A 24,152-nucleotide genomic window follows, 5' to 3' on the forward strand; every position below is an offset into this window, starting at 1 on the left:
CTCCGCGACAATCAGAGTTCAAAAAACTCTTGCGCGCGACAATTAACGCGGCAATCATCACCTCGCCGCGACACCGACTCGCCATCCTGATTGTCGTGCGCTTCCCACCCAGATTGTCGCGCTATACGGCAGGGGCGTAGAGTGACATGGGCGTCGTAAAGCTACAGTTCGCACCGCGCACTGCGGCCGTCGAGCCTGATACTCCCGATGTCCTCGCACACGCGATCGCGAAGCTGAGGCAATGTGGGGGCGATGCCATCAACGTTCTGCGCTTGACGGATGAGCTGCCCGAAGTCGTGTTGCCGTTCCTAGCGTGGGCGGCTTCATGACGGCAGGATGATCTTCCCCCGAAAAAATGGACAGGGTTAAGCTGCTTTTAGCTCCATCTCGATCGGGCTGATATAGCCGATGGCGGAGTGACGACGCTTTCGATTGTAGAAGCCCTCGATGTAAGCAAAGATATCACGTCTGGCTTCCTCACGTGTTTCATAATGCTGCTGATGGACGAGTTCTGTTTTGAGCGTGTGGAAGAAACTCTCCATCGGTGCGTTATCGTAACAATCGGCCTTGCGGCTCATCGAGGCCCGAAAACCGGCGGACTGCATCATCTTGCGATACTCCGCCGAAGCATATTGAACGCCACGATCTGAATGGTGGATCAAGCCGGCGCCAGGCCGCTGTGTCGCAATGGCCATCGCTAGGGCCGCCATCGGCAGTTCGGCGCGGAAATGATCTGCCATCGCCCAGCCGACGATTTTGCGGCTGTAGAGATCCATCAGCGTGGCCAGATAGAGCCAACCCTGCTCGGTCTCGACGTAAGTGATGTCGGCGAGCCAGATCTGGTTCGGAGCAGTGGCGATGAAGTTGCGCTCGAGAAGATTCGGGGCGATCGGGAAATCGTGACGGCTGTCGGTGGTCCGCACCCGTCGTGGCTTCGCCATGATGGCCCTGATGCCATGGCGGCGCATCAATCGCTCGATGCGACCGCGGCTGGCCCCGCGGCCATGAGCCCTCAACTCGGCATGGACGCGCGGGCTGCCATAGCGGCCATTGGTGTCGCGGTGAACCCGCCTGATGTCGTCGACGAGTTCACGATTGGCTGCGGATCGCTGGCTCTCCGGGCGCGAGCGCCAGGCATAATAGCCGGCCGGCGAGACACCGAGCACACCGCACATGATCATCACCGGATAGTCGGCGCGGCGATCTTCGATGAAGCGGAATCTCATTTCGGAACTCCAGCAAAGATCGCAATGGACTTTTTTAAAATATCACGCTCCATGCGCAGCCGCTCGTTCTCCCGCTGCAAACGCGCGATCTCCGCCGCGTGGTCCGCCGACGGCAGCGTCGCCTGCGTTGTGGGGCGCCGCGTCGCCGCCGTCGGCTCCAGCCGGGCCCCTCGCTGCTCCACCCGACCGCCGCAGCACGGAATCGCGCAGGCCAAGCTCCCTGGCAACAGATCCGATCGAGCGCCCGCTCGACACTACGAGATCAACCGCTTGCCGCTTGTAGTCATCCGTAAACGACCGACGTTGACGTCCTTCCATCCGACACCTCCTGGCTCTTCGAGCCTACTACAGGTGTCCATCAATTCGGAGGAGGTTCAGGACATTCCGGCTCGCGCCATTCGGGTCGTGATGAAATGCTGCGGCGAGCCGATGCTTGAGAGGGCGCTTGGCCTTCAGAGGTTGCGGCAGCTGAAGCGGAGATATGGGGAGATCAGCGCACAGTTCGCGGCGCTCTGATCGTTTCTGCATGCCCACCAATCCCGGTAGGCGATTGCTTGGCGGCGCCTTGCTAGAATCCACTACCGGGATTTGCGGCACGTGATAGGGACAGCGCCTTCCATGCTTGCTCCATTCCAGGTGGAATGCGCCGAGTCACGTTCGTCGCCAACCGTCCCGGAAGTGCGGATGCGGCAGGCAGCGCCCCCTATCCAAGACCCCCTGGTCGATATGGGCGCCGAGTCGCATCCGCGCTGCTTTCCACAGACATCGATTTATCAATGGGCGTAGTCTTCAACCCCTTACCGACCGAGGGTCGCGAGGTGGTTCAGTCTGTGTAAGGAATGTCACCTTACAAAACGCCCCTAAAATCAGTGGCTTAAAGCGGATTTGGCGTTGACAGAAACGGCGCGGTTGTGCATTGTATAGTTGCGCAGTCGATAGATTGCGCGGGGCCTAAGAACCCCATTAAAGGCGCCCACAGCGCCGAGCTTCGAACGGCGCTTTTTTGTGTCCGGCTTTCCGTTCGACGTTCCGCTATGGCGGGAGGGCCGCGCTAAGGCTGGAAACACCACGAATAAGCGCGCCTGTGCTCTACAGGTTCTTAGCCTCCCGCCGCCAGCGGAGGCTTCCATCAGTCTCTGCGGGGTTTCACTAAGAAGCCTGTAGGGGAACTAAAATGGAAGTCATTCGCAACGTCTCGAACTCGAAGATCGCCGAGACTGATCGCCCAAGCGCCTGGCGACGACCAGTCCTGGTAGTTGTGCCACGGGCTTTCCGGACGATACTTTCCGCCGTCAGCTTCAGGCGCTTGAGGCTGGCCATGTTGAAGTTAGCGGCGCGTGGTAGGGGACAGCGCTTTTTCTCTAAGCGGGCGCCGCGTCACGTTGCCGCTAACTTCTACCATAGGTCCAAATGGACGGTGATCATCAGCGTGACAAACCTTCGCCCGCAGAGCTGAGACGTTCGGAGCGGATACTACGCGCCGATCAGATCGCGCCTCGGGGCCCCACTAAGGCCGACGCGGGCCGCCTATTGTGGTTGCTCCAAGGACGCGTTCGACACGTGGATTGACCTTGCCCCCATATGTGGAACGGCCCGCGTGGCAAGAGCTTTTTCAGTCGATTTCACATATTCGGTGCGGTCATATGTCCGGCCTTTGCGCGCGGCACATGGCCGCTGGCCTCGATGAGATCCGCGGAACGAGGGGCTAAATCAAGTTTACGCGTTTGAGCGCATTGGGGGCAGTAGCTTCACTCGTTTCGGGATGTCGTCCCATGGGTTCATCGGCTGTTGTTGCACCTTGCCCTCTGCCGGCCTGCGCCGGTCAGATCGCTTTGGCGGTCACTGCGTCCATCAGACGGCGGCGGCAGTCAGCGGGTCGGGACGTCGGTACGTCCCGCCCTTGTTCAGAAGCGCCCAGATGATCCGCGCCGTCTTGTTGGCCTGCGCGACCGCGGCAACCTTGAAGGGCCGTCTGGCGAGAAGCGCCTTCAGCCACGGCCGCGCCCGAGCGTCGTTTCGGACAACCCGCAAGACGGCCGTCGCCCCGACAACGAGCAGAGAGCGGAGTTCCGGATTTCCCATCTTCGATATTCCTCCCAGTCGCTCTTTGCCTCCGCTTGAATGAGGCCGCGGCGTCAATCCGAGCCAGGCGGCAAAGTGGCGAGCCGACTTGAACCCGCCGGGATCCGGCACGAGCGCCTTGATGGTCGCCGCCGTGATGGCGCCGACGCCAGGTATCGTGGTCAACCGACGCATGTCCTCGTCGTGCTTGGTCTCCACAACAATCGCGCGCTCGAGCCTCTCGATTTGGTCGGCTGAAGCTTCAATCTGGTCGACAATAGCCCTCAGCGCGAAGCGCGCTGCTGCGGGCAGGCGAGCATCTGTCTCATCCCGTACGATTGCGATCAGCGCCTCAACCTTTGCAAGGCCAGCGGTGGCGATGATGCCCAATTCAGCCAGATGCGCGCGCAACGCGTTGACCGCCTGCGTTCGCTGCCGCACTAGAAGAGCGCGGGTCTTCAGCACCATCGCGGCAGCCTGTTGCTCGGCCGTCTTGATCGGGACCAAGCGCATGGTCTTGCGGGTCACCGCTTCGCTGATGGCCTCCGCGTCCGCCGCATCCGTTTTGCCTCGCTTGACGAAGGGTTTAACATAAGCCGGGGGAATGAGCCGCACCTCATGACCGAGAGCTGCGATCTCGCGCGCCCAATAGTGGGCGCTACCGCAGGCTTCCATCCCCACCAGGCATGGTGGCACTTTCTCGAAGAAGCGCAGAACCTCGCTGCGCCGCAATTTCCTGTTGAACACGGGCGAGCCCTCCGCATCCGCGCCGTGAACCTGGAAAACGTGCTTGGCCAAATCTAACCCGATGGTGCTAACCTGTTTCACGGAACGGTCCCTCCTTTGTGGCGTTCGAACAACGACCACGTTCTAGCACTTTGATGCAGTTGGAGCGGGCCGTTCCACCACATCAAGTTTTATCCAGTCCTGAGTTCGCCCCGGCTGTTGGATTTAGCCGAATGGGCGGTGGTAGCGACGGGAGCTGGTGCGGAGCCATCGGCATAGCGCAGCGCCAGATCCCGTCGCGGGTTGCAGGTGAAGGCAAACTCCGATGGTGTTTTCCATCCGAGTTGCGAGTGAGGTCGCGTATCGTTGTAGTCGGCCCGCCAATGTCCGAGTTCGACGCGGGCCTGGGCCAGCGACGTGAACAGCGTCTCGTTCAACAATTCGTCTCGGAGACGGCCATTGATGGGGAAGACGGCCCCGCTCCCTCGGCGCCGCGATATACTGGCGATGTACGGACCCGCTAACAGGAGCTATTCCCTATGAAAGTCGCGACAATTGGATTGGACATTTCGAAGCACGTGTTTCACATCCATGCAGTTGACAGCCAAGGCCAAGTGACCAGTCGCCAGCGCCTCCGGCGAGGCGAGATCATGTCGTTCTTCTCCTCGCTCGCACCTTGCTTGGTCGGCATCGAGGCTTGCGCGACCGCTCTCACTGGGCGCGGGAGATTCGGCAGTTTGGACACGATGTAAGATTGATTCCGCCGGCCTATGTCAAACCCTACGTACGAAGAGGAGCCAAGAATGACGCTGCTGACGCGGCCGCGATCTGCGAAGCCGTCACCCGTCCAAATATGCGGTTCGTTCCAATCAAGAGCGTCGAGAACCAAGGGTTCTTGATGCTTCATCGTGCAAGAGGCTTGCTGGTCCGCCAGCGAACCATGACAGCCTGCGCCATTCGGGCTCACTTTGCTGAGTTCGGAATCATCCTCGGGCAAGGCCGGCAACGGGTGGATGGTCTGGTGGACTTGTTGGATGACGAGGGGTTGACGCTGCCGTCCCATGCCCGCATCGCACTGGCCGTTCTTATGAACCAACTGAAGGAATTGGACCGGCAGGTCGAGGCCATCGAGCGCGAGCTAGCTCAGATCCAGCGAGTAAATCCGATGGCGAAGTTGCTGTCCTCGATTCCCGGGATCGGTCCCATAACGGCCACGGCTCTCGCCGCGACCGTACCGGACGCGACCATGTTCCGCTCCGGGCGGGAGTTCGCGGCCTGGCTTGGCCTGACGCCTAAGCAGAATTCCACTGGCGGGAAGGATCGGCTCGGCCGGATTACGAAACAGGGCGATTCCTATCTCAGGCACTTGCTTGTCATCGGAGCACGTAACGTCGTTCGGTACCCAAAGGCACGCTCCCGGGTTGGAGGCGGCTGGATCGAAGCCCTGCTTGAACGGCGTCGGCCCATGGTCGTCGCCGTCGCCGTTGCCAACAAGTTGGCCCGGATCGTCTGGGCGATGATGACGACCGGAGAATTCTATCGGTCAAAGCTCGCGGCCTGACTTTCCGCGTATGTTGGCCACCTTATGGTGTGTAGGGCAAATGACAGCATGATGGACACCGGCGGAGCTGGGGATCGAGCAAGCCCGAAGAGCTTTAAGCGCAACAAGCGCGACCCGTTGATGAGGCCTCGATCCGCGATCTCCATCAGGGCCAGCGGCCATGGCATCGGTCGCACTAACAGGCCGTATACATGAACGCACCCGACCGATATCCAAAATGCTGTAAAAACCTCTTGCACCCGCGGGGCCGTCTATACATGAAGCTTTCGATGAAGGCATTCTGCGTCGGCTTGCCGGGCGCGATGTAATGCCAGGCGACGCGGCTCTGATCGGCCCATGTCAGGATGGCGTTGCTGGTCAATTCGGTGCCGTTGTCGCTGACCACCATTTTGGGCTTGCCGCGCTCGATGATCAGCCGGTCCAGCTCCCGCGCCACCCGGGAGCCCGACAGCGAGGTGTCGGCCACCAACGCCAGGCATTCGCGCGTGCACTCGTCGACCACGGTCAGGATGCGGAAGCGGCGGCCATCGGTGAGCTGGTCCGAGACGAAGTCGAGCGACCAGCGGTCATTCGGCACTATCGGCACCACCATCGGCGCCCTGGTCCCGAGCGCCCGCTTGCGGCCACCACGGCGACGGACCGCGAGCCTCTCTTCCCGGTAGAGCCGGAACAGTTTCTTGTGGTTGACCAGATAGCCCTCCCGCCTGAGCAGAACATGCAGGCGCCGATAGCCGAAGCGACGGCGCACCTCGGCAATCGCTCTCATGCGTTGGCGTAGGGCCGCGTCATCCGCCCGGGTCGTCCGATATCTGATGGTCATGCGGCAACAGCCGATGGCTTTACACGCCCGCCGTTCGCTCATCTCGTGGGCCTCCATGAGATGGGCGACAGCTTTCCGCTTCCCCGCGGGCGTCACCACTTCTTTCCCAGGAGATCCTTTAACGCAGCATTGTCCAGCATGGCGTCGGCCAAAAGCCGCTTCAGACGCGTGTTCTCATCCTCCAGCGTCCTCAGCCGCTTGGCCTCCGATACCTCCATCCCGCCAAACTTGGCTTTCCATTTGTAGATGCTGGCATCGCTGACGCCGTGCTTCCGGCACAGATCGGCAACCGACACGCCAGCTTCGTGCTCCTTCAAAATCCCGATGATCTGCTTCTGTATTCGGTCTGCTTCTGTCAATCCCTTAAGAGCGCGTGCCGCGGGTACCTTGCTTCTGTTCGTGGTCGGCAAAGCCGCCACACGATGGGATTCGGTTGAATGGTCGGTTCAAGCTCTTCGGCGTAGTCACCCGACCTGGAGGGCGGACGCCACGACAGATCATACGAACTCGACCATCCCCACGCCCCGCGACGGGCGTCTCTCGGGATGACGATGGCGTCCTTACGCCACCGCCGTCCATCGGAATTCGGTTCCATCAACCCACATTCGGTGAAGGACGACAGCCATCTTTCTGGCCAGCGCGACCTTCGCACGCTTGCTTCCTTGCCGGTGGGCAACACGCACCGCCCAGGCCTTCATCGGAGACCATCGGGTTGATGGCCTGAGAACGACGTTGGCAGCTTCGAACAGGGCTGTGCGCGTCTCTCCATCTCCGACTTTTGTGATCCGTCCCACCCGATCAACCTCGCCAGATTGGTATCGCCGGGGCGTCAACCCGAGATAGGCGCCGACAGATTGGGAATGCAGGAATCGCCTGGGATCGTCCACAGTGGAGCGGAAGGTCAACGCAGAGACCGGGCCGATCCCTGGCATCGTCATCAAGAGCCGACAAGCCGGGTCACTGCGCACGGCCTTCAGAACCAGACGATGCAGTCGGGCGTACTCCCGCATCAGCGCTTCGCGTCCGGCAAGCAGTGGATTCATGATCGCCTCCAGCAAGGCGTCATCGCCGACCAACTCACGAACTCGCGTCGCGAACAGAGTCCGCGAGACGATTCCGACTTTGAGACCGAGCGGACGCAGAAGTCCGCGGATGACTTGCTCTGTGGCAGCGATGGAGCGGACGATATGCTTGCGAGCCGCGGCCAGCGTCCGCGCCCTTTGGCTGCCGATGCTCTTGACGTGAACAGGCTTGAACCATCCCGTTCTCACCACCTGCGCGATCCCACGGGCGTCATTCCGATCGGTCTTCACCGGCATGGCCGAAAGCGCCGCCTTAACTTGGCGGGCTTCCAAACTGACGGCCGGCAGCCCCAGTTCGATTAGATTTGCGGTCAGCCATTCTGACGTCGGTCCTGCCTCAAGGCCCACCCGTTCAACTTGACCAGCCCATGGTTCGAGGTACTGCACAATCGATGGCGCGTCCGCCAACGTCGTTCCCTCCCGGATAAGCTTTCCGGTCTCGTCCACCGCACATACCGCAACGGAATTCAGCGAAACATCGAGGCCGACGTAGATCATGACGCTTCTCCTTCGGATAGAGTTGGTCCATGATCGTCAGTCAAAACGTGCCGCGCAGCAAATAGGTCAGGCGATCGGGACCGAATACCCCATCTCTTCCGTAAAGCGGCTGCGCTTCATGCTCTGGTCCTCATATGGCCAGAGCGAACTTCAATCTGGATTAAGTCCAGGGGGCAAGGTCAAGATTAACGTGCGGGCCGGTGAGACACCCAGGTAACGAGATCGTCGACTTGAATGCGCCCACCCCGCGCGTTAGCGACGCTACGAGGCGGCCACCAACTCCGGTAGTTGAGACGACCGCGTCAGGTTTGCAAAGATCATCCGGACCAACGATCATAGAGGCGATGCCGGAGAAAGGCTTTATGGCTGGCGTTCAATACTTCGTCACGCGCTACAGGGGCCAATGGGCGGTTTCGCTCAAGGATGTGTACTCCGGCCCCTATGCCACTGAGCAAGAGGCCATCGGTGTCGCAGTGAAGAACGCCCACGAGCAGGGGCAGGCAGGAAACGACGCGCAGGTTCTGGTCCAAAGCCACGACAATAGATTCAGAAGCGAGTGGGTATATGGGCGCGACTCGTACCCACCAGGTTAAACCGGGCCAACGGAATGCACATTTTCGAGCGGCACATCACAGCCCTACGGTCGCAAGCGCTTGAGGTGCTTGCAGCCAATCAGGCCCGCGCGGCCGATCAGTCTTTGAGCCTGGCAGATCGCCAAGTCGCGACATCTTATGCAGAGGAGGCTCAGGCAGTGTTGGGCATACTCGATAGTGTGAAGCCCAATCTTAGGCCGAAGGACGCGCGGCGGATCGCTGCACGCATACGCGATCTTCTAGAGGGTGAGGGGTGAGTGCCACCCGACCCTCTCGGGGCTAAAGGTCACAGGCTTTGTTTGTGATATGGCTGGCCACCGAGTTGGCGGCGCGAGACGCTCGTTTCCCTCCCCGGGAAATCCCAGTGGCAAGACCACGGTTTAACCAATAGCAGCGGCAAGGTGCGAGACGGATGCAGACAGGATACATCTCCCGATGAGCCGTTGTCCTTCGCCTGCAGATTCCGATCGGCTATGCGTTGGGGTACGCCAGCTATTCCAGCACGTCTCCGATCCCGGCGTTTACCTCGTGGCTACCGAACCTCTTGATCGTCGCTCTGTATTCCACCTTGGAGGTTCGATGGCGCTCCCGGTGGATTCAATGAACGCTCGCCAGGCCGTCGGCCCGATCGTGCGATCAGGCGTCGTTCGCCTCGACCATCACAAGCGAGGCTTCATGGAGCTCGATCAGGTGGCTGCGCTATTGAGACCCTCAACCCACTATCGGTATATAGATAATTTTGCTACTTTTGCTAGAACTCTTGGTTGTCTTTTTAAACGCTTGGCCCCCCGTGATCGAGCGCATAGAGCCATCCATCTTATGGGGTGATGACGATATCGTTGCAGATTTAGACACTGGATCGGAGCTGCCCTTCATCTAACGAACGATAAGGTGCTATCTATGAAAGTGCCGGACCTGTTGCACACGCCGGCGCCCGGGGCAGACCAATTCTCTTTCCGCATAGAGCAGTGTGGTCGTGGAGACGCGACTTGCATACTCCTTCATGGCTTCGGCGAAGGTGGCTATGTATGGTACGACTTTGCACCTCGCTTGCCGAAAAAATACCGTGCCATAATCATCGATTTCAGGGGGCACGGAGATTCCGATGAAGATCCAACAGGAAATTATGGCGTTGGCCCCTATTCCACAGACGTTCTCGATCTTATTCAGAAATACAAACTTGGTAATGTTTCTCTTGTAGGGCATTCCCTTGGTGCGGCCGTGGCGCTTCAAGTTGCTGCAGCCGTCCCTCACCTTGTAACAGACTTGGTTCTTGTAGATTTCTCTTTGAGCACCGAACCGGACGTTTGCGAAAATATTCTCTCGCAGTTCCACGAGCAATGCGATGGCTACAACTCGCTCGCCGAGTACGCCGCCTGGATATCGGCCAAGCGACCGCTGACTCATCCACGAATGCTTCGTCACATCGTAGACAACGCTCTGCGCGAGACCGCCGATGGAAGATTTGTACTCAAAGTCGATCAGAGGATTCAGCAACTAATAAGCACAGGATCGGCGCGAACGGATGATGTTCGGGCTATTTTTTCTAAGATCTTATGCCGAACATTATTGATAAGAGGCCGAGGATCTGCGGTCCTTTGCAAAAAAGAAGCACTAGATATCATACGCTTGTTGAAAAATGGCCAGCTGTGCGAAGTTTCTCGTGCCGGCCACGCGGTGATGGTCGAAGATCCAGACGAATTTGCCGATGCGGTCAACCGGTTTCTTCTCGGACCGCGCTCCTCACGCAGTGAGTTGTGACCGGTTGGGAGTTGTTGGCCCCGAGATCCCTGCCCGTAGAGCCCCGCGGTCACGCCGTCGAGTCTGCCTGCCGCCCTTCACGCGGGAGGCCTATCCGATGTCAGGATGCTGGAGATAGCTTGCGATGATCAGGCGCTGAATCTCCGAGGTTCCTTCGTAGATGCGCAGCGATCGGATCTGCCGATAGAGACGTTCGGGCACGGCATCCTTCACGATTCCCGCGGCGCCGAAGATCTGTACTGCATCATCGATGATCCGCTGTGCATGTTCAGTCGCAAACAGTTTCGCGATGCTGGAGTGCTTTCCAAAGCCACGGATCTGCTGGTCAATTTCCCACGCCGCCTGGGCGATGAGCAATGCGTTGGCGGTCAGCGCCACCTCGCTGTCGGCGAGCTTCGATTTAGTCAATTGCATGTCCCAGACCGTGCCGGTCGAGAGGCGTCTAGAGCGAGCCCATTTTAGCGCTGCGCTCCGCGCCCGGCGGGCGAAACCGGTCGCGGCAGCGCCAACCGTCATCCGATACTGCTCAAGGATTTCGCCCGCGATTTGGAAGCCGAGTCCCGGCTTTCCGATCATTTGGGCCGCCGGCACGATGCACTCGTCAAAGCTCAGGCTGCCAAAGGAGCGCCGCGCCATCGCCTCAATCGTCTCCGCGACACGCATCCCAGGCGATTGAGCGCGCACGAAAAACAAGCTGAGCCCCAGTGGCCCCGACTGGTCAGCCGTTCGGGCCAGGACAATCGCGAAATCGGCAATGTCGGCGTTGGAAATCCAGGTTTTCGTCCCGTTCAGGGCATAGGACTCGCAACGACGTTCGGCACGCAGCGAAACGTTGGCAATGTCCGAGCCGACGTCGGGTTCGGATAAGGCCAGACACCCGATCGACCGCCCTGCCAGTATGTCCGGGAGCAGAGTCGCGCGCTGTTCCGTAGAACCGTACCGGACCAGCGGCGCAGCGGCCAGGGCCTGAATCGAGAAGGCGAAATCGCACAAATCATGGATGAACGAGAAGCCCTCGCGAATCAAGCAGATACTGCGGAAATCAGGGGCCGCATCGGCGCCGCCGACGGCCGCGTACCAGCCGGTTCGCCCGAACAGGGCCGTTAGATGACGGCCCATCTCGGCGGGCGAGCGACCTTCGATCTCGCCAAGTTCTGGCGAGATCTCGTCAGCCCAGCTTTCAATTCGCCTCGCGAGTTGCCGATGCCGTTCCTCGTAGAGCGGCAGTCTAAGAACCGAGGTGTCGAATATTTTCACGGCGGCCCCTTCGACCCGGTGTTGCAAAACTCTCCCGAAGGCAAAGCGGTGGCCTCGTGGCGGCACCGCCCGCCAGGATCCGGTCATCCGCTGGCACCGGCTCGCCGAACGGTCAGAGCGTCAAAGCACAATGATCGCCGATCGCATCATCGTCGATCATGACAGAGTGGGGCGATTCCAGCGTCCCACCTTCCATGAAATAGGAAAACGCAGCATAGCCATTCCAAATGCGGCGCCATTCGGCGGCGACTGCAGCGGTGCCGTATCGCCGCTCCGTTTCGTCGAGATGCGCCTGGATGATCGTCACCGCTTGCCGTGAATGTCCGGCGGAGAGGTTGTCGATGGAGAGGTGCACATCCTCGTAAATGTGGTCGAAGCCCCAGTGCTTCAGCTTTTGGATCTCATGCAGCCGCACCTCGCCGAGGCCAAACATTTCGACGCCCAGATTGTAGCCGAGAATCTCAGGGTGAAAGCGGTTCGGAAATAGGCCGAGTGACAGCTGGTTCAATGGAAAAGTATAGAAGTTGTCGGGGATTTCGTCCTGATCGATGAACGCTTCGTCACGGATATGCGGCAGGTCGATCTCCAGGCTCCTCAGGACCCCATAGATCAGCGTGATGTGGTTCTTCTGAATATCACCCAAGCCCATCTCATCGGCATAGATGCTGAACAAAGTCGCATCTGCGGCTCGCTCGAAGCGGCCCGTGCCGCTGCTTCGAAATGCCCAGCAGCCATCGATCAGGTTGCCCAGCGCAAAGTATTTCTGACCGAACACAACTTCGTCACGAGGCGGAATGTCGTTGAGTGGCGCATAGGGTTCGACGAGCTTGTGCCAATAGATCGACTCGACCCGAGCTTCCAGGGCCTCGGGGGAATACTCGAAAAAGCGAGCGTCTGTATATCGCCCCGTGGCCTCGTTGTTGAAAAGGACCTCCGCCCGAGCCAACCCCACGCGTGCGCGCTCCAGCGCAACCGATAATGTGTTCGCGAAATTTTCTATATTGACCAGCCGGTAGAACAGCGTCCTGTCATCGAGATCTGGGGCAGATTCGAACACAGTGTCGCGGGGTGGGCGATTCCGGATGCTGGCGAGCCACAATCGCGTGACCGATTCGTCATGCCCTTCCGGTACCAGGATTATCGGCTCGTCGATCGTTTGAGCCGCTCGCTGGAACCACGATTTGAGGACGCACGCTTCCTGTTCGGAAAATATGCCGAACATCGGCCCGCCGAATTTGATGGCGTCGACGAAGCGGCAACTTCCTTTCGCATCGGCTCGCAGATAGCTGGAGCGCTTGAAATCCCGCAGGAAGACGGCGAGATCCAAACTGGTTTCAGCAAAACTCTCGGAGAGCAGCTTTCCGCCGATCCGGACGCGCCCATGCTGTTTCCCGGCAAACGGCGCGTGGCGCCGGATGATCTCGGCGACCTGCAGATCAAGGGAGCGGTCCGTCGATTGCCCGGCCAGTTCCGCCAGCATCGTCACCTGTCGCCTTTCGAGGCCGACAAAGACACGCATCGCATCGACGAGGCGGCGGGACAAGGCTTCACCCGCCGGGTCATCTTGCAGCCCGTCGACATAGGTGTCGAGGGCCTCCCATGCCGTTTCGGGTGACACGAAGGGGGCTAGCCCCGCCACGCGGTCATCGATCCCCAGGGCGTGGTAGGCAGCGTGGATTCCGACCAACTCGGGGAGGTAGGTCGCCGGGTAGCGAGACAGCGACAGCAAGAAAGCGGCCTGCAGTGACGTCATCGGCTCCGTCGCGGCCGCGCGGAAGAAGCCCGCATCGGAGATCGACGGCAGGAAAATGCCGGCCTCTTCGAGGGACCGACGGCGCAAAGCGACACATGACCGGGCTGGGCAGCCCTCGCCAAGAAGCAGCCATCTTTGGCCGAACAGGATGTTGACGATGGCGGCAGGCTGGGTCGCGGGTTGCGACACGGTGTCGAGCCAGCAATCGCCGAGTAACGACAGCGCAGCCCGCCCACGAAGAAGAGAGTGTTTCGCAGCCGTTCCTAAGGCGACCACGCCGTCGAGCGCCGCCGTGGTGGCGATACGGTGCTCTTCGAGCCAGTGCCACAGCCGTTCCCGATCTACGCGGCCGCCGCGGAGGACGGGCGCCTGCGCCATTGCTTCCAGCGCTCCATCGTCCCACTCCGCGACACTCAGCGTGGCATCCAGAATCTGCTTGGCGACCAGTAGCATCGCCTCACTTTCGCAATCTTTCAACAGGAGTGCGGCGATCTCGGCCGGCTCCGCGGCCAATGCGGCATCGGCCAACGGTCGAGCCGCCGGATCGAAATGGAACAGACCGATCATGCCACCAAGGAAGCGATGTATGGCGGCGCCTTGAACATCATTCAAGGCCGCATCCGATTTGGATGATATACCGGTTGATGGTAGGCCTTTCATTTCACAACCTCGCTATGGTGACTCCTATAACACCAACCGGCGGATCGACGCGGCATGGAAAACCAGAAATTGTATCTTCACGGCTGTCACTATTTCCTCGGGGAAGAAGAGCGGCGTGTGACGGAGATTCCCGGTCTGGCCACGTGGCTCGCGCGAAACCAAATGATCGACGACCCGGGTTTGTGGGGCTGGGATCGTTTTCGCGTTACGGCCAGGCCGACGGTCGAGCTGCTGGCCGAAACGGCGCGCCGGAGCTTGGCGGATTTTGGCGCCCGTCAGCCATCGGTCGATGCAGTCATCCTGTGCGCAACGCACTTTCCGACCGATGTCGACCGACATGCCGATTTCATCGGCCGGCTGCTCGAGACTCTGGGCCTGCACCAAGCCATACCGTACGGCGTTACCCTGAATCGCTGCGCGACCCTCACATCCGCTGTTGGCCTGGCCGAGACGCTGGTCCGCAGCGGGCGGCACCAGGCGATCCTGGTGGCGGCCGGAGATACAATCGGCGCGCATGATGAAAGGCTGCGCCCTTTCGCGGTGTTCAGCGATGGAGCGGCAAGCTGCATCGTCAGCGCCGGACAAAGTGGCGAATTCCAACTGCTTGGCACAGCCGCGGCGGTTGATGCCCGAATGATGAGGCCAAACGCCGAAATCTCGGCCGACCTGACGCGGCGGGCGAATGCCGAACTGTTCGCGCTGGCGGAGGTTGGCCTCCGCGACATCAAGCGCCTCGCGCACAACAATCTGTGGAAGCCGATCGTGATCATGAAGGAGCAGCAGGCTGGCTTCCGCCGCGACCAGCTCCATCTCGACAATATTCCACGTATCGGCCACGTCTTCTCCTGCGATCCACTGATCAATATGATCGACTTGGCGGCAAGCGGTTCGGTGGCGTCGGGCGAGCTGCTGGCACTGGGATCGAGCGTATCCGGTGCCCGCTTCGGTGCATTGCTGCGCAAGAGTTGAATTTGGGCCTGGGCCGGCTGAAACGGCGGGGTGACGGGCCATCTCACACGGCCAGACAGAATTTTTCGGTTCGAGCCAGCGCGGGATTGCCGCGCCGGATATGGAGTATGCCATCCTTTGGCAACATGACCACGGCGCCGACGGTCTTCTCGCGGCATATATTGCCGGTGTCGGGCACGCAGATCGGCTCCTGGCATAAAAGGGCCATGTAGTCCTCCGGGCCTCCGTGACTGCCCGGACGATCAAGCTGCGCGACACACGCTTCCAGCCGGCGCACCGAGGAATTGCGCGAGAATGGGTTCATCTGGTCCATTGCGACAAAGTCTTCCGACAGGAAATGATTGGTGTGCACAAGAGTGGTACCGGCTCGGACGGAAAGCTTCCCGTCGCAGAGTTCGACGGTAACGCTGCGGTGTGCATCGCATAGCAGGAGCGAACGCGAACTGGCGAGCCGCACCCTCGACAACCAATCCAGGCATGAATCGATATCGCTGCTGCTGTCGAGCAAATGGCGGATAGCAAGATAGGGTGGGATGCCGGGGCGCCATGTACCGCCGAGCACAAGGTTGAGCCCGATCGCCAAACCCTCGCTGTTGAGGCCGAGATACCCGAGCAGTCCCGTGAAACTCAGCAGCAAGACCCGCCGCGGACTCGACCGATGAGCAATCCGGAGAATGACTATCTGGTCGTCCAGATTGCCATTGAGGTCGATCGTCTGGGCAAGCACGGGGCCGTCTTCGCCACGCCGGCACAGTGTCGTGCAGTCGCCTGCCGTATGAAACCGCGAATAGCCCATCACCTCGCGGCGTATCTGCAGCAACATCGCTTCGTCCGGCGCGATCTCGGCGCCTTCGGCCAAGCCCTCGATTTCTTCGGCAAGCGACGGCATCGCCGCGGCGATCTCGCGGCGATAGGCCGCAATCTCCGGCTCCAGTGTCGTGAGGCTGATCTGCCGCGGCAAGACGCGATTGAGCCGCGCCAGATCGTCATCGAGAAAGGTGCGGATCTGCTGCCGGAGCGCCACTCCATGGGCGCGTCCGAGCTCGCGCGGCAGGCCCTCGAGGCACAGCGGCTTCACTGCCCCGCACCAACCAGTTCGCTGGCTGCCCTGGTCAGTTTCGCTTCTTTGAGCAGGCCGGACCGAACGATCGGCCATTCGTGGCGCAGGATGCTGTAATAGATCGCATCGCGGCGACGCCCGTCCGGCATGTAGTTGAAGCTCCGCAGCACCCGCTCCTCGGTCGCACCGATATTCTGCAAGCCCTTGCGCGCCTGGAGATTGAGCACGTCAGTCTTGAACTCGACGCGTTCGCAGTCCAGCCGTTCGAAGGCGTACTGCAGCAGCAGAAATTTCGCCCAACGATTGAGCCGCTTCCCTCGATAGGCGCGGCCGAGCCACGACCAGCCAATTTCGAGGCGCCGGTCGGCCTCAGCCAAATTGCCGTAGGCCATGCTGCCGGCCATCGAGCCCGTCGCCTTGTCGATGACGGCAAAGACGACCCGGCGGGTGGCAGCGGTGTCTTCGACCGCTTGCTGGATGAAGCGGTCAAGATCTACGTCCGCATCGATCCGCTGCACGAAATAACGCCAGATATCGGCATCGAAAGCGATTTCGGCGAGCGACGCACGATCGGTGAAAGCGATTGGCCGCAGCCGCGCATAATCGTTTTCAAGCCGCACCTCGGCGAGGTCCTTCCAAGCCATGTCAAGCCTCCTGGCGGCCGGCAGTTGCGAACAGGGTGACAACATCGCGCGGGGTCCTGAGGCTGGCGATGTCCTTGTCGGTAAAGCTGAAAACGGGGATGCCCGTCTCCTCGCAGAGCGACGTCATGAGCAGCACCAGATTGAGCGACGTCAGCCCGTATCCATCGGAAAGATTTGCATCGAGGGCGATCCGATCGACGTCGACATCAAGTAGTTCTGCGAGATTTCTTTTGACGGTGGACTGAAGATTGCTCATATCAAGCCCCTTGACGCTTGGGTGATTTCATTCGCAAATCGAGCCAGAATGGCCCTGCGCTTTGGTTTGTATTGCGAGGTCAGCAGCCCGTTTTCGATGCTAAACGGCTCGTCCACGATGAGGAACGTGCCGATCCGCTCATCCGGCCGGCTCGTGTCGTTGAGATCGGCAATATGACGCTTGATGACGTCGCGCGCCGCCTCGCCGTGCGGCGCGCAAAGGATCGCCGAAAGGCGATCCTCTCCTGAACCGAGAACGATGCAGTTCTCGACCTCGGGACAGGTCCGAAGCTTTTCCTCGATCGGCCGGACCAGGACGTTGCGCCCATTGGTGAGCACGACGATATCGTCGGCTCGGCCCAGAATGTAGAGAAACCCGTCCTCGTCGAAGCGGCCGAGATCGCCGGTGCGCACCGAGCCGTCCGGCTGGAAGATGCGCTCCGAGTCACCAGGCGCGCAGAACAGGTAGCTCGTATTCACCGGGAAAGCGCTGTGCACGACGACAATGCCCTCTTCATCGATCGAGACACGTTTGCCGTCGATCGGTTTGCCGACGCTGCCGCGTCGATGGGCACCTGGCGCATTCTTGGTGACGATGCAGGTCTCGTTCATGCCATAGCCTTCAAAGATCGGCGTGCCGCAATCCTCGAAGAAGCGCAACATGTCCGGGCTGGCCGGCGCAGAGCCGGTCCAGAGATAACGGATCCGAGATCCCATGGCCTCGACTGCGGCGCGGCGGAGCGCCGCCGGATCGTCGCTCTCGACCCGCGCTGCGATCGCTTTGCGCAGCGTCTCGAAGAAGGCGGGAACACCCATCACGACCGTCGGCGCCTCGCGCGACAGCGCGTAGTACGCCAATTCGTAAGTCGACAGCACGACATCATGCCCGTAGACGAGCGCGGAATAGACCCAATAGCGCTGCTGCAGCAGCGACAGCGGCAAGAAAACAAAAATCTTGTCTTCAGACGAATGATTGAACAGCGCCTGTGTCGCAGTAATCGAGCTGTCGATGCTGCCGACCGTGGCCGCCAAGCCCTTAGGCTCACCAGTGCTCCCAGACGTGAATTTGATCGTCGTCACGTCACTAGGCGCAAAGGCGACGGGAGGGAGGTCGAGATCCTCCGGCAGCGCTTCCAGCGTGGCAAGCAGGTTGTCCATCGGCAGAATGCAAGATGCGTCCGACGCTTCATCGCTGAAGACGATGCGCAGCGCGTATCGCTCGGCGAGTGCGGCCGCCGCCGGGAATTTCCCCGCCTCGAAAGCGGCGGTGACTGCCTTAAGCTTCAGCGCGGCCAAGTCGAGCAGCAGCCATTCGAGCCGGTTCCTGGCCACGATGCCGATCCGATCCCCGGCGGAAATACCAAGGCGCTGGAGATAGACAGCCATCTTCCGAGCAAGCCGGTCGAGTTCGGATAGCGACAGTACGGTTCGCCCGCCCGGGCCATAGATGGCGATCGACTTTGCGGCCGAGGGCCGACCATTCGCGACCCGGTTGATGATCTGTTCCATGTCACGAGGTCTTCACGTGCGATTGCGCTTGGTCGAGGTGGCTTGCCATCTTACGCGGCGTGTCGAGGCGCGGCAGTTTGGCGATCGGCACGGAGATACCGAATTCCTTGCGTATGCGGGCGAGGAGCCGGACACCCGACAGCGACGTGCCGCCCAGTTGGTAGAATCCACTGACTGGATCAATCGCGTCACAACGCAATATATCGGACCAGATCTGGATGATCTTCGCTTCGAGTTCGGTTGGCGGGGCCGGAGCGGCTTCAGTGGCCGTGTCCGGCGCGTCCGGCATCGCAGTCTGGGCAAGGAAGGCTCGGTCGACCTTGCCGTTTCCGGTCAACGCCAAGCGCTCTAGCCAAACAAATTGGCGCGGCACCATGTACTCGGGCAGTGCCGCTTCGAGCGCTGCAGTCAAAGTGCATTCGGCTACCGTGGTCCCGTCGCCGGTTTCGACGAGACAGGCGACGAGGCGCGGACCGTCTCGCGTGCTGCGGCCAACCACGGCGGCGGCGGCGATACCCGGCTGATTGATCAGCACGGCTTCGATCTCCGCCGGGTCGATGCGATAGCCATTGAGCTTGATCTGGAAATCGACCCGGCCAAGGATTTCGATGTTTCCGTCCGGACGATAGCGGGCGCTGTCGCCCGTACGATAGAGCCGTTCGCGCAGCGGCTCGTGGTCAAAGAAGGCGGCGGCGGTCAGGGCCGGATTACCCAAATAGCCGTTAGCGAGCCCCTCGCCGGCGGCATGGAGTTCGCCCGGCACCCAGTCGGGACATTCGCGGCGCTGCGCATCGAGGATATAGGCACGGTTATTGGCGTTCGGCTTGCCGTACGGTATCGGTCCGTCGATCGAGCCGGGGTGGTCGATCGGGTAAAGAATGTTCCATACCGTCGTCTCCGTCGGGCCGCCCAGGCTGACTATCCGAACATCTGGCTGGAGTGCCGCGATCCGCCCCGGCAGCGTCGCCGGAATGCGGTCTCCGCTCATGAGCGCGAAGCGCAGCGTCTGTGGCAGCGCCCGGCCGGACGCAACGGCCTCATCTACCAGCAAACCAACGATCGCCGGCACCGAATTCCACACTGTGACGCCGGCCCGCGCGGCCAGGTCGAGCCAATGTCCCGGATCCGCCGCGCGCGCCGCGTCGGGGATGACCAGCGCAGCACCGACCGAGAGCGCACCGAATATGTCGAAAACGGACAGGTCGAAGCTGCAGCTGCTGACCGCGAAGAAGCGGTCCTTGGCACAAATCTCGAAGCGCTTTGTCGTATCGGCGACCAGATTGATCAGGTTGCGCCGAGTGACCATCACGCCCTTCGGCACGCCGGTCGAGCCGGAGGTATAAAGAACATAGGCAAGATCGCCTTGTGCCGAATCGACCGGAGCGAGATCCTCGGGCCGCGTATCCGCTTCCGTGTGCTGAGCTCGCTCCTGGAAGGCGCCATCGACGGTCAAGCTCACCGTGCCCTCGCAGACTTGCATCGCGGTATCCTGCACCAGCGAGCACCGTATTGGCCCGTTCGACAGCAGAGCCTCGAGCCGCGCCGCTGGAAGCCCCGCCTCAATCGGCACATAGGCGGCGCCGGCGAGGCCTACACCGAGGATCGCGACGATCTGCTCCCACCCTTTGTGCATCACGACGCCGACCAGGTCGTCGCGGCCGATGCGGTTGCCTTTGAGCCAGCGCGCTACCGCGCATGCACCGGCACGCAATTCGCCATAGCTCAGGCGCCTCGTGCCGCAATCGATCGCCAGGGCGTCTGGTGCTGCGGCGGCATGCTGCAGAAAGCGGTCATAGGGCTGCCCGGGAGGAATTGCGACGGCCGTGTCGTTGGCTGCCCGGCGTTGAGCGAACTGGTCCTGCGGCAGGAGCCCCTGATCGATGCGGCACCACGCCGCGTCACCGGCGGCGAGCGCGACGAGAAGCCGCTCATAGCCCTCGGTCAGAGCGGTGACCAGCCCTGCCGGAAACAGCGCGTCCACCGAATCCATCTGGATAACGAGAGCGCCGTCACTCTCCAGTGCGAAGGCATTGAGCCAAACTTGCGGTGTCTGGCTTACCGAATAGACTTCGCGCCCCCAGGCGGCGATCGCCGAACCGTCCGGCACAGCTCCGAGTGTGCTATTGAAGGTGAACGGCATAGGCACTGCCTGACCGGTGCAGGCACGCTGGCCGATTTCCCGCATGACGTCGAGACCGGAGAATTGACGATGATCCAGTCCCTCGCGCAGGCGGGTCTGGATTGCGACGGCGCGCTCTGCGAAATCGGCTCGGACATCGATCTCGATCGGCAGCAGCATGCAATCGGTGAAATTGCCGATGACGCGGTCGATATCGGGATGGATCGGTAGGCGGTTCGCCAGGGTGATGTTGAGCGTAAAGCGCTCGCCGGCGCCCCAAAGCGACAAGACCTCTGCATAGGCGGCAACAAGCACGGCATTCGGTGTCAGCGTGCGGCGGACCGCCTGCGCCTTGAGCGCGGACCAGCGCTCCGGCTCGATACGGAATCCATGACGAACCGAGACCGGCGCGCTTATTGCCGCCGGGTTGCCGCACAACGGCAGCTGCGGATGGGGCGGAATCTTTTCCAGCTGGCTTAGCCAGTAATTGCGCGCACGCATATATTCCGGTGCGGCGTGCGACGCCGCGAGCGCGCGAACGTAGTCGAAAAACGATACTTGCAAGGCGTCACGCAAGCCCGGCCGGTCCGTCGCGACATAGGCCCGGCGCCAATCCTCGAAGAACAGGAATGCGCTGCTGCCATCAATGACGAGCCCGTCATGACTGACATGAAGGATCATATTGGCTTCGCCCAGGATTGTCAGCCGTACTTCGATGAGCGGCGAGCGGTTGGCCGGCAACACCTGCTGGGCCATTTCAGCCCGCGTACGATCCCGCATTGCTTGCTGGTCGGCACCCTTCAGGCCGCGCAGATCCGCCACAGCGATCCGCACCGGCTGACACTCGGCGGCACTATCTTCGACCTGCGCCGCATCGTCGGCGAAGCGGGTGCGCAGCATGCCGTGCCGCTCGACGACCTCGGCCAGGGCCGCTTCGAGCCGAGCGGCATCAAACACGCCTTCAATCTCGCGGTAGACATGGGAGGACACGCCACCCATCGAGAAGTGATCCTGGCGACCATAGTAATAGCTTGCCTGCATCGGTGTCAGAGCGATGCACCCGCCGTCGTCCCTCGCCACGGCCCGCAAATGCTCGATCAGCTCGGATTTGGCGCTGCGGATCAGTCCAATCAGCGCCGGGTCAATCGCTGATCGAGGCCCCTCGAGGCGCAGGTTCGAGCCGTTGCGCAACAAGACGAGGCCGCGCTCAGCGACAACTCTCAGAATGCTCTCGGCACTCATATTACGATTCCTTCTTGCTGACAGGCGGCGCGCCGCGCGATCGCCAGAGCGAAGAGTGTGTCGACCGTCTCTGCCTTCAGAATATCGCCGACAGAAAGCTCGATGCCCCAGTTGGTCTGCAGCTTGTATTGCAACGTCATCGCGCCGAGCGAGGTGAGGCCAAGATCACCCGGCGCCTGTGACCGGATTGGTGCATCAGGGGCGAGGTGCAGGATCGCTCGGAGAGTCGCTTCAAATTCCGTCCGTATGACCGCTTCCGGATCGGATGGCGGCAGGTCTTGTATCTCGATTTGTATCTGAGGCTGCCTCAGCATGACCGGGCGCTCCTAACGAGTTGTCCGGCGTCGTCAGACGATGCCGCTCCGGGAACAGCGAAGAAACACGCCGTGGCAAGCGCAATTTTGGTGCCGGGCCGCAGCAGCATCACCCGATCCGACCAATGCGACGTGGCGTCATCGGTGCCGATCGCCTCGGCCAGCTTGCCGGCGAAGCGCGGCATCACCGGGGTGGCGCATTGAGCGAGCAACCGGACTGTTGCCAGCTCGAGCGCGATAACGGTGCGCCACTCGTCATAGGCGTCGGAATTGCCGGACAGGCACTGGTGCGTCGTCGTGAAATGGATCACGTCATCAACCAATCCATTGAGCTCGCGCATCACGCCATTGAGCGAAAAGCCGTCAGCGCCATAATGTACCGCGATCGCGTCGAGCCTCGTCTGCAACCGCGCGAGGAAAGCGCTCTGTATGGGTGACCAGACGCCCGCATCCGGAGCATGGCCGCCGAAGTGCGAGGCGATACGACCGCCCAGCCCGTTCAGCCAGGTTTGCCATCGCCCGATCAATGTCCCAGAGATGACGGCCTGGCAGCTCTTCAGCTCGAAATTGGTTCGCTCCGTTTCGCCGCGCGTCAGGGCGAGATAATAGCGCACTGCATCGACCGTCTCCGGCGACAGAATATCCTTGCCCCAAATCGCATGCCGCCGGCTGGTCGAAAACTTCTTGGCATCGAGCAGGTAGAACTCGTTGACGTTATATTCGATGTCGCAAGACCAATCCGGATAAGCGAGAGCGTATAGCACCGGATACAGGATCGTGTGGTAAAAGCTGTTGTCGTAACCGAAGAAGTGGACGATCTTCCAGTTGCGCTGCGGCGCGTCCGCCGACCACTCTTGGCCGTAGCGGCGGCCAAGCTCAGCAATGCCATGCAGGAATCCATAAGCCATTTCTGGCCAGACCCAGATGACTTGGCGTCCTTCGACCGGTTCTACCGGCGGCACTCCCCACTCGGCTGGGTGGGTGACGGGCAAATGGATTTCCCCCCGCGCAAAGACGCGCCGGGCGAGATCCTGGAGCCGCGGCGAAACCTTACCGGTCCGGTGATGAGCCATCACGGTGTCGCGGAAATCATGCAGCGGCAGAGAGTAGCGTTCAGCCGTCCCGCGCGCTGGTGCCGCCACGGAAAGCTTGGATTTGGCGTTGACAATATCGACGCAGAGATTGGGCTCGCCGCATTCCTCGCAGATGTTACCGCCGGTCGGCGCCGAGCAACTCGGGCACAGTCCGCCGATATCGACCTCATAGAGATACGTCTGGGTCGCTCCATCGAAGAGCGCCCGATCCTTCCGCCGCTGCACCGCGCCGGAGCCGACCAGACGCGAAAAGAAATTTTGCAGCCCTCCCCGGTAGGTCGGGTCCGTTCCGGTAACGGTGAATTGGTCGACCATGATGTCCATGAGAGAAAGCGTCGCGCGAATCTCCGCGGCATAGTGTGCGGCGACGCGCAGAGGTTCGGTGTTTTCCTCGTTGGCGCGGGCGACCACGTAGCTTTGGAAATCGTCGCTGCCGGTGAGGTGATAGGCTGCGACCCCGTTCATGCGTTGGAAGCGGACGAAGACGTCGGCGCCGAGATAGGGGCCGGAGAGATGTCCCAGATGAAGATCGCCGTTTGGTGTGGGCGGCGTCGAAAAGACGAAGACAGGCCGACCGGCAAAGCGTTCCTTGCCGGTATTCTTGGCCGCTTCGGCCGCGCGGACTGGATCGCGGCCATACAGATCCAAGAATTCCAGCGGCACGCTACCCGGATTTCGCAGCGTGTGCGTTTCAAAGGGCTCGAATACCGCCACCGAGCCCGGACCGACGCCATGGATGACGTTGTCGACGACCACTTCGCCCTTGCCCTTGAGTATGACGAATGCCTCGGCTTCGTCATGCTGGTGCGGTGTTGTCTCGCCCCCCGGTAAGACACGCCCGAAACTTGCGGCACCGCCTGGGCCGGCAAGCCCACCAACCGGCGCCATCTCGATGCCGAACGCAGCAGAGTAGGCGCTTTCGTCCAAGGTTATGATTTTCATAGCGTG

General features: G+C 61.0%; 14 protein-coding genes and 4 pseudogenes. 4 read left to right on the top strand and 14 right to left on the bottom strand.

Features of this window, described 5'->3' with window-relative positions; translation table 11 throughout:
- Positions 1 to 365: 365 nt before the first annotated feature.
- The 3 genes and pseudogenes from I6F09_RS35490 to I6F09_RS35500 all read right to left on the bottom strand — a co-directional run.
- Positions 366 to 1,544 (bottom strand): annotated as a pseudogene (locus I6F09_RS35490) (IS3 family transposase).
- Positions 1,545 to 3,077: 1,533 nt separating this feature from the next.
- Positions 3,078 to 4,115: an IS110 family transposase gene (locus tag I6F09_RS35495; RefSeq protein ID WP_225143600.1), complete on the bottom strand. Its 1,038-nt coding sequence runs from the start codon at positions 4,113 to 4,115 to the stop codon at positions 3,078 to 3,080.
- Positions 4,116 to 4,204: 89 nt separating this feature from the next.
- Positions 4,205 to 4,474, bottom strand: a pseudogene (locus I6F09_RS35500) (transposase); the annotation flags it as partial.
- Positions 4,475 to 4,552: 78 nt separating this feature from the next.
- Here I6F09_RS35500 and I6F09_RS35505 point away from each other — a divergent pair.
- Positions 4,553 to 5,574 (top strand): annotated as a pseudogene (locus I6F09_RS35505) (IS110 family transposase).
- Positions 5,575 to 5,833: 259 nt separating this feature from the next.
- On the opposite strand, the pseudogene I6F09_RS35510 reads toward I6F09_RS35505, so the two are convergent.
- Positions 5,834 to 6,753 (bottom strand): annotated as a pseudogene (locus I6F09_RS35510) (IS3 family transposase); the annotation flags it as partial.
- Between the two features lie 201 nt (positions 6,754 to 6,954).
- Positions 6,955 to 7,974 carry an IS110 family transposase gene (locus I6F09_RS35515; RefSeq protein ID WP_225145702.1) on the bottom strand — a complete coding sequence of 340 codons (1,020 nt, stop codon included), beginning with the start codon at positions 7,972 to 7,974 and terminating at the stop codon, positions 6,955 to 6,957.
- Between the two features lie 362 nt (positions 7,975 to 8,336).
- On the opposite strand from I6F09_RS35515, the gene I6F09_RS35520 reads away from it, so the two are divergent.
- Positions 8,337 to 8,567, top strand: a complete 231-nt coding sequence (locus I6F09_RS35520) for a DUF2188 domain-containing protein (RefSeq protein WP_225143602.1) — start codon at positions 8,337 to 8,339, stop codon at positions 8,565 to 8,567.
- 900 nt (positions 8,568 to 9,467) lie between these two features.
- The gene (locus I6F09_RS35525; protein ID WP_225143526.1) at positions 9,468 to 10,328 is read left to right on the top strand and encodes an alpha/beta hydrolase; all 861 of its coding nucleotides are present in this window, start codon (positions 9,468 to 9,470) and stop codon (positions 10,326 to 10,328) included.
- A gap of 90 nt (positions 10,329 to 10,418) precedes the next feature.
- Here the strand turns inward: I6F09_RS35525 and I6F09_RS35530 are convergent, their stop codons facing one another.
- A complete protein-coding gene (locus tag I6F09_RS35530) occupies positions 10,419 to 11,672 on the bottom strand; it encodes an acyl-CoA dehydrogenase family protein (RefSeq protein ID WP_225143528.1) in 1,254 nt (417 codons plus the stop codon).
- Positions 11,673 to 11,697: 25 nt separating this feature from the next.
- Positions 11,698 to 13,950, bottom strand: coding sequence for an iron-containing redox enzyme family protein (locus tag I6F09_RS35535; RefSeq protein ID WP_225145700.1), 2,253 nt, complete (start codon positions 13,948 to 13,950; stop codon positions 11,698 to 11,700).
- 102 nt (positions 13,951 to 14,052) lie between these two features.
- Between I6F09_RS35535 and I6F09_RS35540 the strand changes: the two genes are divergently transcribed.
- Positions 14,053 to 14,967, top strand: a complete 915-nt coding sequence (locus tag I6F09_RS35540) for a hypothetical protein (protein WP_225143531.1) — start codon at positions 14,053 to 14,055, stop codon at positions 14,965 to 14,967.
- A gap of 43 nt (positions 14,968 to 15,010) precedes the next feature.
- Here I6F09_RS35540 and I6F09_RS35545 read toward each other — a convergent pair whose 3' ends face one another.
- From I6F09_RS35545 to I6F09_RS35575, 7 genes are read right to left on the bottom strand one after another with little or no spacing between them, the layout of a single operon-like run.
- Positions 15,011 to 16,045 carry a C45 family peptidase gene (locus I6F09_RS35545; RefSeq protein WP_225143532.1) on the bottom strand — a complete coding sequence of 345 codons (1,035 nt, stop codon included), beginning with the start codon at positions 16,043 to 16,045 and terminating at the stop codon, positions 15,011 to 15,013.
- Positions 16,042 to 16,671 carry a GNAT family protein gene (locus I6F09_RS35550; RefSeq protein WP_225145698.1) on the bottom strand — a complete coding sequence of 210 codons (630 nt, stop codon included), beginning with the start codon at positions 16,669 to 16,671 and terminating at the stop codon, positions 16,042 to 16,044. Before I6F09_RS35550 ends, I6F09_RS35545 begins: the two co-directional genes overlap by 4 nt.
- Position 16,672: 1 nt before the next feature.
- Complete coding sequence (locus I6F09_RS35555) at positions 16,673 to 16,927, bottom strand: acyl carrier protein (protein ID WP_225143534.1); 255 nt, start codon at positions 16,925 to 16,927, stop codon at positions 16,673 to 16,675.
- Positions 16,924 to 18,435, bottom strand: coding sequence for an AMP-binding protein (locus tag I6F09_RS35560; RefSeq protein WP_225143535.1), 1,512 nt, complete (start codon positions 18,433 to 18,435; stop codon positions 16,924 to 16,926). The genes I6F09_RS35555 and I6F09_RS35560 overlap by 4 nt, the downstream gene beginning before the upstream one ends.
- Before the next feature lies 1 nt (position 18,436).
- Positions 18,437 to 21,796, bottom strand: a complete 3,360-nt coding sequence (locus I6F09_RS35565) for a non-ribosomal peptide synthetase (RefSeq protein ID WP_225143536.1) — start codon at positions 21,794 to 21,796, stop codon at positions 18,437 to 18,439.
- Positions 21,793 to 22,110, bottom strand: coding sequence for an acyl carrier protein (locus I6F09_RS35570; RefSeq protein WP_225143538.1), 318 nt, complete (start codon positions 22,108 to 22,110; stop codon positions 21,793 to 21,795). The genes I6F09_RS35565 and I6F09_RS35570 overlap by 4 nt, the downstream gene beginning before the upstream one ends.
- Complete coding sequence (locus I6F09_RS35575) at positions 22,104 to 24,146, bottom strand: class I tRNA ligase family protein (protein ID WP_225145697.1); 2,043 nt, start codon at positions 24,144 to 24,146, stop codon at positions 22,104 to 22,106. Before I6F09_RS35575 ends, I6F09_RS35570 begins: the two co-directional genes overlap by 7 nt.
- Positions 24,147 to 24,152: the final 6 nt, after the last annotated feature.

It is taken from the genome of Bradyrhizobium sp. IC3195, assembly GCF_020193585.1.
GTDB classification, from domain to species: Bacteria; Pseudomonadota; Alphaproteobacteria; order Rhizobiales; family Xanthobacteraceae; genus Bradyrhizobium; species Bradyrhizobium yuanmingense.

Excerpts from the sequence above, each read along its gene's own strand:
- I6F09_RS35530 (WP_225143528.1), bottom strand. The coding sequence starts at position 11,672 with ATGACCGGATCCTGGCGGGCGGTGCCGCCACGAGGCCACCGCTTTGCC.
- I6F09_RS35565 (WP_225143536.1), bottom strand. The coding sequence starts at position 21,796 with ATGAGTGCCGAGAGCATTCTGAGAGTTGTCGCTGAGCGCGGCCTCGTC.
- I6F09_RS35560 (WP_225143535.1), bottom strand. The coding sequence starts at position 18,435 with ATGGAACAGATCATCAACCGGGTCGCGAATGGTCGGCCCTCGGCCGCA.
- I6F09_RS35525 (WP_225143526.1), top strand. The coding sequence starts at position 9,468 with ATGAAAGTGCCGGACCTGTTGCACACGCCGGCGCCCGGGGCAGACCAA.
- I6F09_RS35570 (WP_225143538.1), bottom strand. The coding sequence starts at position 22,110 with ATGCTGAGGCAGCCTCAGATACAAATCGAGATACAAGACCTGCCGCCA.
- I6F09_RS35575 (WP_225145697.1), bottom strand. The coding sequence starts at position 24,146 with ATGAAAATCATAACCTTGGACGAAAGCGCCTACTCTGCTGCGTTCGGC.
- I6F09_RS35540 (WP_225143531.1), top strand. The coding sequence starts at position 14,053 with ATGGAAAACCAGAAATTGTATCTTCACGGCTGTCACTATTTCCTCGGG.
- I6F09_RS35550 (WP_225145698.1), bottom strand. The coding sequence starts at position 16,671 with ATGGCTTGGAAGGACCTCGCCGAGGTGCGGCTTGAAAACGATTATGCG.
- I6F09_RS35520 (WP_225143602.1), top strand. The coding sequence starts at position 8,337 with ATGGCTGGCGTTCAATACTTCGTCACGCGCTACAGGGGCCAATGGGCG.
- I6F09_RS35555 (WP_225143534.1), bottom strand. The coding sequence starts at position 16,927 with ATGAGCAATCTTCAGTCCACCGTCAAAAGAAATCTCGCAGAACTACTT.
- I6F09_RS35515 (WP_225145702.1), bottom strand. The coding sequence starts at position 7,974 with ATGATCTACGTCGGCCTCGATGTTTCGCTGAATTCCGTTGCGGTATGT.